11 protein-coding genes and 1 pseudogene are annotated in these 12,070 nt (G+C 69.8%); 6 read left to right on the top strand and 6 right to left on the bottom strand.

Translation table 11 applies throughout. The annotated features are described in order from the left end of the window. The first annotated feature begins 74 nt into the window (after window positions 1-74). Entirely contained in the window at window positions 75-779 is a 705-nt protein-coding gene (locus IF78_RS0109525; protein WP_031482898.1) for a hypothetical protein, read from the top strand. A gap of 162 nt (window positions 780-941) precedes the next feature. Here IF78_RS0109525 and IF78_RS49545 read toward each other — a convergent pair. Beyond that, window positions 942-1,120, bottom strand: a pseudogene (locus tag IF78_RS49545) (flavoprotein); the annotation flags it as partial. A 360-nt stretch (window positions 1,121-1,480) separates the two neighbouring features. Between IF78_RS49545 and IF78_RS0109520 the strand changes: the two are divergent. After that, window positions 1,481-3,178 (top strand): RICIN domain-containing protein, encoded by a 1,698-nt coding sequence (locus IF78_RS0109520; protein ID WP_031482900.1) that lies wholly within the window; start codon window positions 1,481-1,483, stop codon window positions 3,176-3,178. 67 nt (window positions 3,179-3,245) lie between these two features. On the opposite strand, the gene IF78_RS0109515 is transcribed toward IF78_RS0109520, so the two are convergent. From IF78_RS0109515 to IF78_RS0109495, 5 genes are all read right to left on the bottom strand, one after another. Beyond that, on the bottom strand, window positions 3,246-5,594 hold the full coding sequence (locus IF78_RS0109515) for a non-reducing end alpha-L-arabinofuranosidase family hydrolase (RefSeq protein WP_244889795.1): 2,349 nt from the start codon (window positions 5,592-5,594) through the stop codon (window positions 3,246-3,248). Between the two features lie 170 nt (window positions 5,595-5,764). Continuing rightward, window positions 5,765-6,550, bottom strand: a complete 786-nt coding sequence (locus tag IF78_RS0109510) for a superantigen-like protein SSL4 (protein ID WP_031482905.1) — start codon at window positions 6,548-6,550, stop codon at window positions 5,765-5,767. Further along, complete coding sequence (locus IF78_RS0109505; RefSeq protein WP_031482907.1) at window positions 6,547-7,080, bottom strand: SigE family RNA polymerase sigma factor; 534 nt, start codon at window positions 7,078-7,080, stop codon at window positions 6,547-6,549. The genes IF78_RS0109510 and IF78_RS0109505 overlap by 4 nt, the downstream gene beginning before the upstream one ends. Before the next feature lie 146 nt (window positions 7,081-7,226). After that, entirely contained in the window at window positions 7,227-7,511 is a 285-nt protein-coding gene (locus IF78_RS48325) for a hypothetical protein (RefSeq protein WP_158751320.1), read from the bottom strand. A gap of 407 nt (window positions 7,512-7,918) precedes the next feature. Continuing rightward, window positions 7,919-8,836: a helix-turn-helix transcriptional regulator gene (locus IF78_RS0109495; protein WP_031482909.1), complete on the bottom strand. Its 918-nt coding sequence runs from the start codon at window positions 8,834-8,836 to the stop codon at window positions 7,919-7,921. 135 nt (window positions 8,837-8,971) lie between these two features. Here IF78_RS0109495 and IF78_RS43455 point away from each other — a divergent pair, with 135 nt between their 5' ends. The 4 genes from IF78_RS43455 to IF78_RS49540 all read left to right on the top strand — a co-directional run bounded on the left by IF78_RS43455 (window position 8,972) and on the right by IF78_RS49540 (window position 11,875). Further along, a complete protein-coding gene (locus IF78_RS43455) occupies window positions 8,972-10,147 on the top strand; it encodes an MFS transporter (protein ID WP_234439838.1) in 1,176 nt (391 codons plus the stop codon). Then, window positions 10,120-10,251: a hypothetical protein gene (locus IF78_RS50395; protein WP_267882957.1), complete on the top strand. Its 132-nt coding sequence runs from the start codon at window positions 10,120-10,122 to the stop codon at window positions 10,249-10,251. The genes IF78_RS43455 and IF78_RS50395 overlap by 28 nt, the downstream gene beginning before the upstream one ends. A 73-nt stretch (window positions 10,252-10,324) precedes the next feature. Continuing rightward, complete coding sequence (locus IF78_RS0109485) at window positions 10,325-11,368, top strand: zinc-dependent alcohol dehydrogenase family protein (protein ID WP_031482911.1); 1,044 nt, start codon at window positions 10,325-10,327, stop codon at window positions 11,366-11,368. 99 nt (window positions 11,369-11,467) lie between these two features. Continuing rightward, a complete protein-coding gene (locus tag IF78_RS49540; protein WP_107049915.1) occupies window positions 11,468-11,875 on the top strand; it encodes a dienelactone hydrolase family protein in 408 nt (135 codons plus the stop codon). Window positions 11,876-12,070: the final 195 nt, after the last annotated feature.

Here is a 12,070-nt window from a genome sequence, read left to right as displayed (position 1 = left end):
AGGGGGAGGGTGTGACGACGCAGGCCGGAAGGCGCAGGCTGCCTCGGCGATCGCTCGAGGAGACCCGGGCCCTCATGCTCGAAGCGGCGACCAAACTCGTCTGTGCGGGAACCGCCGACACCAGCGAGGCCGCGGTCTCCGCCGCCCTGGCCCACGTGCGGGTCAAGCAGGTGACGGAAGAGGCCACCCGCATCATCCGGGACCGGCTGGGCGACGAGGCGGCACCGGCGGTCACCACGGGATCGATCTACCAGATCTGGCCGGCTCAGGCCGACTTCCAGGCCGAGCTGTTGTTCCACCTCACCTCCCGGCAGGCGGAACTGGTACCGGGTCTGCCCGACAGCATCCGGCGCTTCGAGGAAGCCGTCGAGAAGGGCATCACCTGGCAGGAAGCCCTCAACGACGTACTGACCGACAACCACGAAAACCACCGGGTGGACCCGATCTACCGGGTGATGCTCGGTTTCTACGCCAGCGCCGCGAACCCCCGCGTGCGTGAGGCCCTCGGGCACTACGGCGAATCGTTCACGAAGGTGGCCTGCGAGGCGTACCAGGCCCTGCTCGACACCTACGGACTGCGCATGCGCGCGCCCTACCAGGTTGATCACCTCGCCACCAGCATCGCTTCCCTGCTGGACGGCTTCCACATGCGGTGGATCGCCGGCTACGGGGACCTGGCGGACCCGCACGGCGACGAGAACTGGTCCCTTGTCACAAGGGTTGCCGTCATGCTGTTCGACCAGTTCACCGAACCCGTACCCGCGGACGGCACTTCCTGAGGACCTGCACCGCGACCGCGACTTGGAGTGCATCGCCGCCGTCACCGGCCAGGCGCTCCCCGAGCCGGGCATGCGAGCCGGCCGAGCCGAGAGCGGAGCCCGTTCACTCCGGCGCCCGGCCCGCCGCGCTTCAGAGCCGTGCCCACGGCAGCGGTCTACAAAGACCAGTGCCTCCCAGCGGTATCGATCAGCACCACCGCCGGCCTTGGGCCGGTGAGTGAGGCTCGTACGAGCCGACCAGCACGCCCATCTCGCGCAGCTCGCCCAGACTCCGGCGGTACGCGGGGGTGGGCGACCTGGGCCGAGTTCAGCTACGGCAGGGCGGCGGTGGGAATGCCCATGCCGTTCTTCCCCGACCAGCCATCAGGCGTTCGCCACCGTCGGCGTTAGGCGTGCCGTGCTCCGCCGCGAACGGGAAGCGGTCAAGGCGAAGAAATCTGTGGATCTTCGCGGCAACCTTTTCGGCCTCTCGGACCACTCAGTGTTGTCCGGCCAAGTGGTCCGGTCAGATGCAACGGCTGAGAGAGAGCACAGGCATGTCCCTGGAACGAGAGCACAGGCATGTCCCCGGCCCACCCACGTCATCGGTGGCGTCCCGTGGCGGCGGCCACCGTGCCGACGACGGCGGCGCGCGCGGTGGTCGTCCGAAGCATCGTGGTCGTCGGTTGCTCGCGCATCGGGGTCTCTGGGGAGGTCTCGCCATGGTGGTCGTGGCCGGCTCGGCTGTCGTGGTCAGCCAGGCTTCGGCGGACCAGAAAACCCTGGATCTGAAGAAGTGGTACGTGCTGGTCAACCGCAACAGCGGCAAGGTGCTGGACGACCGCGGCTCCGCCAAGAACGACGGCGCGGCGGTGGTGCAGTGGGCGCGCCACGGCGGGGCCAACCAGCAGTGGCGGTTCATCGACGCGGGTGACGGGTACTACCGGCTGCAGAACCGGACCTCCGGCAAGGTGCTGGACGACCTCGGCTGGTCGAAGACCGCCGGCACCGCCATCGTGCAGTGGAAAGACCTGAACGCCACCAACCAGCAGTTCAAACTGGCCAAGTCGTCGAAGGGCTACGTGCGTTTGGTCAATCGCTTCAGTGGCATGGCTGTCGGTGTCCGCAAGGCCGCCAAGGCCAACGGGGGCAACGTCGTCCAGAACCGCGACCGGGGCGGCGCCGATCAGCAGTGGCAACTCGTCCCGGTCGGGAGTGTCGGCGGCGGTACGTCCCCCGCGCCGAGCAGCAGCGTTCCCGCAAGCCAGACTCCGAGCGACACGCGACCCTCGTCTTCGCCTTCGTCTTCCCCTTCGTCGCCCGCGGCCGGTGGCAGCAGCTCGGCGAAGCGCTTCATGGGCAGTGACAAGGTGCTCATCGGCGGCTCGATGTCCGACACCTCCGCGACCGCCGCGCCGTTCGACATGCGCTACGCCTATGTGCACAGCCAGCCCGCGCCCTCGTCGGATTACTACACGGCAGCGCGCTGCAAGGACGAGTGGTCGAGCTGGTGGGGCTGCTGGAACGGCAGCACCACGGCGCCCGGCACTTACGTGACCTGGCGGGACGACGTGGTGGCCGACGCGACGTACAAGGGCAAGCCGCGCCCGCAGAAGATGCTCTGGACCTGGTACTCGTTGCGCGACCTCGGGGATGCGGCAGGTGAGGGCGACGGCCCGGGCGAGGTCAAGGCCATCAACAGGCGTGACCTGCTCACCCGGTACCTGAACGACTACCGTTTCTTCCTCCAGAAGATCGGCACGTCGCACGACGCGATCGATCTTGAGCCCGACTTCTGGGGCTTCGCCCGGACGCTAGGCAATCTGCACCAGGTTCCCGCGCAGGTCTCGGCCGCCAATCCGACGGATTGCGGATCGCAGGAGAACAGCGCGTCCGGACTCGCCCAGTGCCTGATTCACATGGCGCACAAGTACGCGCCGAACGCCGCCGTGGGGCTGCACCTCTCCTGCTTCGACTGGGAGAGCAACGTCCAGAAGTGCGTCAAGGACTACGCGGACCTCGGGGCACGGAACGCCGACTTCCTGGTCAGCGATGTGTCGGACCGCGACGCGGGCTGGTACGCACAGCCGGCCCACGGCAGCCGTGACAGCTTCTGGACCGACCAGAAGGCCGCCGCCGCGCTGAAGTTCTACAAGACGATGGCCGAGTCCGCGGGCAAGCCGGTGGTCCTGTGGCAGATCCCGGTGGGCAACATGGCGCAGAACAACACCCGCAACCACTACAAGGACGACAAGGTGGACTGGTTCTTCGCCCACATGGACCAGGTCGCGAACGCCCACGTCGCCGGCCTGTTCTTCGGTCCGGGGCAGGAGGAACAGACCACGGTCGAGTCCGACGGCGGAAACCTGATCAACAAGACGATCGCCTATCACAACTCGGGCGGTACAGCGCTCAAGTAGCCGTACAGCACGCAAGTAGGTCAAGCTTACGAATGCGCCCCCATCTCTTCGATGGGGGCGCATTTCGTCAGCTTCGTCGGGCTGGGGACTTCTCCGGGAGGCAGGTCAGGATGTCGTTGGTCCAGGTGGCGCCGCTGTTGGCCTTGCCGGCGAAGGGGTTGGACTCGGTGGCGGCCTGCGGGGTCCACGGACCGTTCAGGCTGGTGGCGGTGAAGGAGCGGAAGTAGCGCTGCTCGCTCACGCCGCGAGCCTCGACGATCATGAGGTACTGGTTCTGGCCCTGGACCTTGTAGACCTGCGGTGCCTCGAACAGGTTCTTCGTCGTGTCGCTCATGACCGTCGTATACGAGGAGCCGAAGCTGGCCGGGAAGTTGCCGATCGGCATGGTCGCCTTGTAGATCTTGCCGTTGTCACCGGCGAAGAACAGGTACATGTTCTTGTCGTCGGCGATCAGGGTCTGGTCGATCGGGCCGGTGGCGGAGTCGGTGCGGGGGATGCTGCCGGTGAACAGCGGCTGCGGCGCGGACCAGCCATTGGGGTCGGTCGGGTCGCTGGAGGTGCGGTAGCTGAAGGGCCACGGACCCCACTGGTACGCCAGCACCCAGATCTTCTTGGGCGCGAAGTAGAACAGCGTGGGCGCCACCGCCTTCTCGCTCATGCCGGTCTGGCGGGCCGAGGCCATGTCCGACCAGTTCGTGAAGGGGCTGAGCGCCATCGAGCCGTAGGCCGTTCCCGAGTAGTTCGACCCGTAGACCAGGTGCTTGCCGTTGTAGGTCACGGTGGTGAAGTCCTTCAGCGAGGCCCACCCGTTCGCCGGCTGCGCCAGCGCGTCCGTCGAGGTCCACCGGTAGGTCGACGGAAGAGCACACGTGTCGCTCTTCGGCGCCACGGTCGGCTGGAGGTTCCAGCGTTGGTTGGCGCCGCCGTTGGTGTCCCAGATCTGGACGGGAGTGCCGTTGGCGGTCCGACCGCCGGGGAGCTCCAGCGCCCGGCCGCTGGCGACGTTGGTCAGCGTGTAGGAGCCGTCGCTGTTCTGGCGGGCCTTCCAGCGCTGGTGGGCGCCGCCGTTGGCGTCCCAGACCGTCATCCTCGTCCCGTTGCCCGTCCGGTTGGCCGGCTCGTCCAGTACCCGGCCGCTGGCGATGTTGGTCAGGGTGTAGGAGCCGTCGCTGTTCCGGTTGGCTCGCCACTGCTGGTTGGAGGCGCCGCTGGCGTCCCACACCTGGAGCGGGGTGCCGTTGTCGTTCTGTCCCGCGGGCTCGTCGAGAACGCGTCCGGCGGCCGCCGCGTTGGAGAGCGTGTAGACGGAGCCGGAGGTGATGCCCCCGGCCTGTGTGCCGCCGCTGCCGCCGCTGCCGGTGCTGCCGGTGCTGCCCAGGGCGGTGAGTACGGCGCTGTAGGCGGGCTTCTTGTTGCCGCCCGCGTCGAACAGCAGCGCGTTCTCACCGGTGCGCCAGGAGTCGCTGTCGCGGATGCCCCAGACCGTGATGCCCGTGCAGCGAGCGACGTTCATGCACGCCTGGACGGCGTTGGTGTACGCGGTAGAGGACGCCTGGGCGATGTCGAGCTCGGTGATCTGCACGTCCACGCCGAGCGCGGCGAAGTTGGACAGGGTGGTCTGGAAGCTCGCCGGCGGGCCGCTGCTTGCGAAGTGGCTCTGGAAGCCGACGCAGTCGATGGGCACACCGCGGGACTTGAAGTCCTTGACCATTTTGTAGACGCCCTGGGTCTTGGCGTCGGACCAGTTCTCGATGTTGTAGTCGTTGTAGCAGAGCTTGGCGGAGGGGTCGGCGGTCCGGGCGGTGCGGAAGGCCTCCTCGATGAAGCCGTCTCCCAGCACGTCCTGGAACACGGAGCTGCGGTGCCGGCCGCTGCCGCCGTCGGCGAAGGCCTCGTTGACCACGTCCCAGGCATAGATCTTGCCCTTGTAGTGGGTCATCTCGGTGGTGATGTGGTTCTTCATCACCGTGCGCAGGGTGCCGGCGTCGGTGATGGACTTGACCCAGTTGGGCAGTTGGGAGTGCCAGACCAGGGTGTGGCCGCGCAGGCGCTGGCCGTGCGCGGAGGCGTGGCTGACGATCGAGTCGGCGGCGGCGAAGGTGAACGACCCGCGGGAGGGTTCGATGGCGTCCCACTTCATCTCGTTCTCCGGGGTGATCATCTTGAATTCCCGGTCGAGAACGGCGGAGTACGTGGAGTCGCCGAGCTTGCCCGCGGCCACTGCCGTGCCGAAGTAACGGCCGCTGCCGGCCGCCGCGTCGGCGGCCGTGGCCGGTGCGGCGGCCTCCGGCGTGCGTGCGGCCAGGGCGACCAGTGGTACGGCGGCGCCTGCGGCGGCGAGGACCACGGCGGCGGCGATCACGCGGCGGGTCGCCGGACGGCGACGATGAGAGCGGTTCTGATCTGACAACGGCATGTCCTTCTGGCACGGCGGGACTTGATCCGGTCCCGGTCACCCGCCAGTTGCCGCCACGCACACAAAGGTTGCCGCGATCAAGGGCAGCATTCTCACGGCCGCCGTCATCGCCCTGCCGCACAGAAGAGTCTTCACGGCCGCCGTCATCGCCCCTTGCCGCACAGCGGCGTTCACCGGGTCGGGACGAACCCTCCCCGGACCGACGCGGAGCCGCCCGAACCCTGTGCGTCGACGCGGTAGCCGTCGCCCGCGGCACTGCGCTCGCCGGCGCCGTTGTTGAACTGCGCGGCGAACTCATGGTTCCCGGCCGGCACGGTCAGGCCCGGCTTGAGGACCCAGCGGTAGACCAGCGCGCCGCCGGCCTCCTGGACGGTGACGGTGAAGTCACCACCCGGCAGGGTCTGCCAGGTGCCGGTGCTCTTCGCCCCGCCGGTCTGCACGATCCGGATCTCGACCGTGAGCGAGGTGAGCGGCTGCGTCGCCTTGAGGACGAGATTGCTCTGCGTCCAGTAGACGGTGCTCTTCGGATCAAGCGAGCCGGCCGACCACAACGGCCCGTACTGGCTCTCGTCGGCGGTCGGCGAGGGACTGGTGGCCGACGGAGTCGGGCGCGAGCTGCCCGGGGTGGTGCCCGGGGGCGGCGCGACAGGGGTGGGGCGGGCCGATATCGGGTGCGGGGAGCTGACGGTCGGGGACGGGGTGGCAGGCGTGGTCACGGTGGGCGACGGCGACGGGGTCGCGACGATGGCGGCGACGGCGAGGCCGCCGGTCGTCAGGATGCCGCCGGCGGCGAGCCCGGCGAGGGCGACCCTGGTGCCGGACCTCGCGAACGGTCGCGCGCGGTGACGGACGGCGGGGCCGGCCATGCCGCGTTCCACCCGGGCCAGCATCCGCGCGCGGTCGGGCCGGTGGGCCTCGGCGGCTTCGCGCAGCCGACGGTCGATTTCCTCGTTCACCGGTTCCTCCTCCTCCCTGGCACCAGGTCCCCGGCCGCGTGTGCGCCCAGTAGCTTTTCCAGCTCGGCCATTCCCTTCGAGGTCTGGCTCTTCACCGTTCCGACCGATATGCCCAGCGCTGCCGCCGTGTCCTTCTCCGACAGGTCGAGGGCGTGTCGCAGCACCACGCAGGCGCGCTTGCGGAACGGCAGCCGGGCGAGCGCCGCGCGGACGTCCAGCACGGCCGCCATGTCCGGCCCCTCCACCTTCTCGGGGCTGCGGGACCAGAACAGCGTGATCCGGCGTCGCTCCCGGACCGTGCTGCGGATCCGTCCCCGCGCCAGGTTGGCCACCACACCACGGGCGTAGGCGAGCGGGTGGTCGGCCTGCCGCAACCGGTCCCAGCGCTGCCACAGGGCGACCAGGGCATCCGCCGCGAGGTCGTCCGCCGCGTCGGTCTCGCCGGTCAGGAGGTGTGCCAGACGGGCGAGCTCGGCATAGTGGCGTTCGAAGAATTCGTGGAACTCCGCGGACGCGTCATCGAGGACCATCCCCCGGTCGCCCTCTCCTTGCCATGACGTGCGCGTTAGTTGCGCGTTTAACGAAAACGGGGGGCGCAGCCTAACAGTGCCCATCCCGGGATTCGAACGGCGGTCGTGCATGGTTGCGGGGCGGTGAAGGCTGACCGGCGGACTGGTCAATACCGGGCGAACCGGACGGCGTTCGGCCGCGCGACGTCCGGCTGCACGGCGGTGCCGTGACCGGTCCGCGCCTGCGCCACGGTTGCGGCGCGGTGTGCTGCGTTGCCCTCATGCCCGTCCATCCGGTTGTTCGACTCGGCCTTCCGGCTCCCAGTTGCCGCAGAGGACGAGAAGGTTGCCGCCCCGACGCAGTTTTCTCGGCGACCGGTGCACGGCACGAAAGGCTGCTTGATCACATGCTTCCTCGGCACGCAGACCGGCACGCAGGTCTGCGGCTTCACGGCGCTGTGGTCCACGCCGTCGACCAGCTCTGTGCACGCGCGAAGGCGTTCCCGACTGGACGTCCGGCCGAGCCCAACTCAACACCGCGCCCGTCCTGGCAGGCACTCTGCCCACCGGTCTCCGCACCCCGTGCCCATAGCGTGCCCGTAAGGACGGACAACCACGGTCAACAGCGGTGCGATCCGACCCGCACGACCGCCCAAGCGAAAGCCATCTGTGATCTCTGCCGTTGGTCGGGCAGAGTGTCGCCGGTCGGGCACCTGTCCTGAGCGAGGAGAAACGGCAGAGGCGGCTCACCGACGCCGACCGGCGGGCCCTGTCCCCGCTGTTCTGGACGCACGTGAACCTCTACGGCCGGTTCGAGCCGGTGCTTGGCCGGTGGGCCGGGGCGTGCGAAACGAGTCGCTCAGCTGAGTCGGTCGGTGGGTTCTGCTACCCGGGAGGGGCCGGCTGCCAGGCTGGTGAGGATCTTGAGACGGTCTTCGGAGGTGGTGCCCGGTTCGGCGGTGTAGAGGGTCAGGTCGTGCATGGCGCGGTGGGACAGGGGCAGGTCCAGGGACTGGTAGGTCAGTTCCAGCTCTCCGACGTCGGGGTGCTGGAGGCGTTTGATGCCGTCGTGGCGGATGCGGACGTCGTGCGCGGCCCATTGGCTGCGGAAGTCGGGGCTGAGGGTGGACAGTTCGCCGATGAGTTCGCGCAGGGCCCGGTCGTGGGGCTCGCGTCCGGCTTCCGCGCGCAACAGCGCGGCGGTGACGGCGGCGGCGGCCTCCCAGTCGACGAAGAACTGCCGGGCGCCCGGGTCGAGGAAGATGTAGCGGGCGATGTTGGGCCGGCCGCGTTTGTCGGTGGTCTCGCTTTCGAAGACCGGCGCGTGCAGGGCCCGGGCCAGCGGGTTGCTGGCGACGACGTCCTGGCGGCCGTTGCGCACGAACGCGGAGGACATCGTCATGGAGTCGAGCAGCCACTGGACGCGGGGCGGGACCGCGACGTCCCTGCGGCGTGACGGCGCCCGGCGGGCGGGCCGGGCCGCGCGGGCCAGGTCGAACAGGTAGGTGCGCTCGTCCTCGTCCAGCTGCAGGGACTGGGCGACCGCGGCGAGCACGTCCTCGGAGACGCCACTGATGTGGCCCTTCTCGAGCCGGGTGTACCACTCGGTGCTCACGCCGGCCAGCACGGCGACCTCCTCGCGCCGCAGCCCGGGCACCCGGCGCCGGCCGCTGGTGGGCAGCCCGGCCTGCTCCGGGGTGATCTTCGCGCGGCGGCTGGCGAGGAAGTCGCGGATCTCGGTGCGGTGGTCGGTGCGGTCGTCGGGGAGCGGTTCCATGCCTTTCACGGTAGCCATCGGCTCGCGGAGAGGGAGGTTGAGTTTGTCCCCCCGATAAACGCGACCTTCCTCAAGGGTGGGGCGGCTTGTTCCCTGGGTGACGTACCCCGATCACCACCCCCACGGAGATGAACCTTGAGTACGCGAGGAGGAGTCCTCCACGCTCCTGCCGAGACCGTACGGGCTGAAAACCCCCAGCCTCCGTCCGCCCGGCTTCCGCTCGTCGTCCATGTGCTCGCGCTGGGCACGTTCCTGATGGGCACCACCGAGTTCGTCGTGGCCGGCCTGCTGCCCGAGATCGCGGGAGACCTACAGGTCAGCGTCGCCCGGACCGGACTTTTGATCACCGTCTTCGCGGTCGGGATGATCGTCGGGGCGCCGCTGATGGCGATGCTCACGCTGCGGCTGCCCACACGACTGACCCTGATGCTCGCCCTGGGCGTCTTCGCCCTCGGGCACGTCGTCGTCGCCGTCGGCTCGAACTTCGTCCTGCTGCTCGCGGCCAGGTTCCTGACCGCGATCGCCACCGGGGCGTTCTGGGCCGTGGCCAACGTGGCCGCCACCCGCGCCGCGGGCCCGGCCGCCGGCGCCCGCGCCCTCGGTCTCGTCGGGGCCGGTGCCATGCTCGCCAACGTCGTCGGCGTACCGCTGGGCGCGTTCGCCGGACAGCTCATGGGCTGGCGCGGACCGTTCTGGGCCCTCGCCGCCCTCGCCGCCGCGGCCGTCCCGCTGATCGCCCGCACCGTCCCGCAGGGGGGCCCGGCCCAGCAGGCGGGAACGATCCGCGCGGAGCTGACCGCGCTGCGCTCCGGTCGCCTGTGGCTCGTGCTGGCCGCCTGTGCCACCACCACGGGCGGCGTCCTGGCCGCGTACTCCTACATCGCACCGCTGCTGACCGACCGGGCCGGCCTCGCCGCCGGACTGGTGCCGCTGGTCCTCGTCGGCTTCGGCCTCGGCGCCCTTGTGGGCTCGCTCGTCGGGGGTCGGCTGGGCGACCGCCGCCCGCACACGGTCACCGTCGTCGCCGCCGCGGGCGCCATGCTCCTGCTCCTGGCGATCGTCCTGTCGGCCGACTCCGCCCCCGCCACCATCGTCCTGGTCACCCTGCTGGGCTTCTTCGGCCTCGGCGCCAACCCGGTTCTGATGGCCCTGGCCGTCCGCTACGCCGGCCAGGCACCCACCCTGGCCTCGGCCCTGACCGTCTCGGCGTTCAACCTCGGCACCGCCATCGGCTCTGGATCGCCGGCCTCGCCCTGGAGAGCACCGGCGCCACCGGCCCCACCGTGGTCGGCACCGCCATCGCCGCCCTGACCCTGATTCCCACCATCGCCCTCGCCCTGCGACGCCACGACCGCGCCAGTGCGCCCGGCACCGTCGTCCGGCATGCGGCCCCCGCCCGTGCCGACCAGGCTTGAACCGTCACGCCCTCCTCTGTGACCAGCACCTTCCCGAAACAGCACCTTCCCGAAACAGCACTTGGAGAACATCATGCGCGCGACACTCCTGTACGGCGCCGGCGACGTCCGCGTCGAGAACGTCCCGGACTCCGTCATCAAGCTGCCCACCGACGCGCTGGTCCGGATCACCGCGTCCTGCGTCTGCGGCAGCGACCTGTGGCCGTACGCCTCGGCGAAGCCCGAGGACGGCCCCGCCCGGATGGGCCACGAGTTCATCGGCGTCGTCGAGGACACCGGCTCGGAGGTGACCACCGTCAAGCGCGGTGACCTGGTCGTCGCCCCGTTCGCCATCTCCGACAACACCTGCGAGTTCTGCCGCGAGGGCCTGCACACCTCCTGCGCCCACGCCCAGGCGAACTTCTGGGACGGCGAGCCGGAGGAGGGCGGCCAGGCCGAGGCGGTCCGTGTCCCGCTCGCCGACGGCACCCTCGTCAAGCTCCCCGTCGCCGCGGACTCCGCCCTCATCCCTTCCCTGCTGACCCTCTCGGACGTCCTCGGTACCGGCCACCACGCCGCCGTGGCGGGCGGCGTGAACGAGCGCACCCGCGTCACCGTGATCGGTGACGGCGCGGTCGGCCTGCTGGCGGTCCTGTCGGCCAGGCGCCTGGGCGCCGAGCAGATCATCCTGATGGGCCGTCATGAGGCGCGCACCGGCCTGGGCCGGGAGTTCGGCGCCACCGACGTGGTCTCCGCCCGCGGCGAGGAAGGCATCGCCCAGGTGCGGGAGCTGACCGGCGGGCATGGCACGCACGTGGTCCTGGAGTGCGTCGGCAACATGCCCGCCTACGAGCAGGCCGTCGGCGTAGTCCGCCCGGGCGGCGTGATCAGCCGCGTCGGCGTCCCGCAGTACGAGGAGGCGCCCATCGGCTTCGGCAGCCTGTTCCGCCACAACATCCGCCTCGCCGGAGGCCCCGCCCCCGTGCGCGCCTACATCGAGGAACTGATGCCCGACATCCTCGACGGCACCATCGAGCCGGGCAAGGTCTTCGACGTCACCACCGATCTCGACGGCGTCCCGGCCGGCTATCAGGACATGGCCGACCGCAAGAGCCTCAAGGTCCTCATCAACCCCTGATCCCCCCAGAACGCAGCACAGCACCGCAAGGAAGCAGGACGACGCCCCGCGCTCCTCAACGGCTCTCCCTACGGCGGCGTCAAGGAACAGGGCGCGGGCATCTACGCCCAGAACCTCGCGGGGCGCGGCTTCGTCACCCTCGCCTTCGAACCGTCCTTCAACGGCGACAGCAGTGGCAGCCCGCGCCACCTCTCCTCCCCGGACCTGTTCGTCGAGGACTTCCACGCCGCCGTCGACTACCTCGGCACCCGGCCCTTCGTGGACCGCGAGCGCATCGGCGGAATCGGCATGTGCGGCAGCGGAGGCTTCCTCCTCAGCGCCGCCGGCGTCGACCGGCGCATCAAGGCCGTCGCCACGATCGTCATGTACGACATCACCCGGGCCCAGTCCAAGGGCTGGAAGGACACCCAGACCGAGGACAAGCGCAACGCCATCCTCGACGCCATCGCCGAGCAGCGGTACGCGAAGTTCGAGGGCGGCCAGCCCACGCTGACCCCGCGCGGATAACGGGTGTCCGGGAGGTGCCGGTGTGCCATGCCTTCCACGCTACGACGCACACCCCCCGCGGGCTGGGGGGTTGAGCTTGTACCCCCCATAAACCCGACCTGCCACGCCTGGCGCGGAAGCGGTCTCCTGGAATCGCGCCTGGTCACGACAGCACCGACCGTCGCGCCTTTTCCCCACCGATCGAATATGAGGTCC

It is taken from the genome of Streptomyces bicolor (assembly GCF_000719285.1).
Lineage (GTDB): Bacteria > Actinomycetota > Actinomycetes > Streptomycetales > Streptomycetaceae > Streptomyces > Streptomyces bicolor.
This window is presented reverse-complemented; position numbering and strand designations above follow the sequence as displayed.

Excerpts from the sequence above, each read along its gene's own strand:
- IF78_RS0109525 (WP_031482898.1), top strand. The coding sequence starts at position 75 with ATGCTCGAAGCGGCGACCAAACTCGTCTGTGCGGGAACCGCCGACACC.
- IF78_RS0109520 (WP_031482900.1), top strand. The coding sequence starts at position 1,481 with ATGGTGGTCGTGGCCGGCTCGGCTGTCGTGGTCAGCCAGGCTTCGGCG.
- IF78_RS0109485 (WP_031482911.1), top strand. The coding sequence starts at position 10,325 with ATGCGCGCGACACTCCTGTACGGCGCCGGCGACGTCCGCGTCGAGAAC.
- IF78_RS0109495 (WP_031482909.1), bottom strand. The coding sequence starts at position 8,836 with ATGGAACCGCTCCCCGACGACCGCACCGACCACCGCACCGAGATCCGC.
- IF78_RS0109515 (WP_244889795.1), bottom strand. The coding sequence starts at position 5,594 with ATGCCGTTGTCAGATCAGAACCGCTCTCATCGTCGCCGTCCGGCGACC.
- IF78_RS0109505 (WP_031482907.1), bottom strand. The coding sequence starts at position 7,080 with ATGGTCCTCGATGACGCGTCCGCGGAGTTCCACGAATTCTTCGAACGC.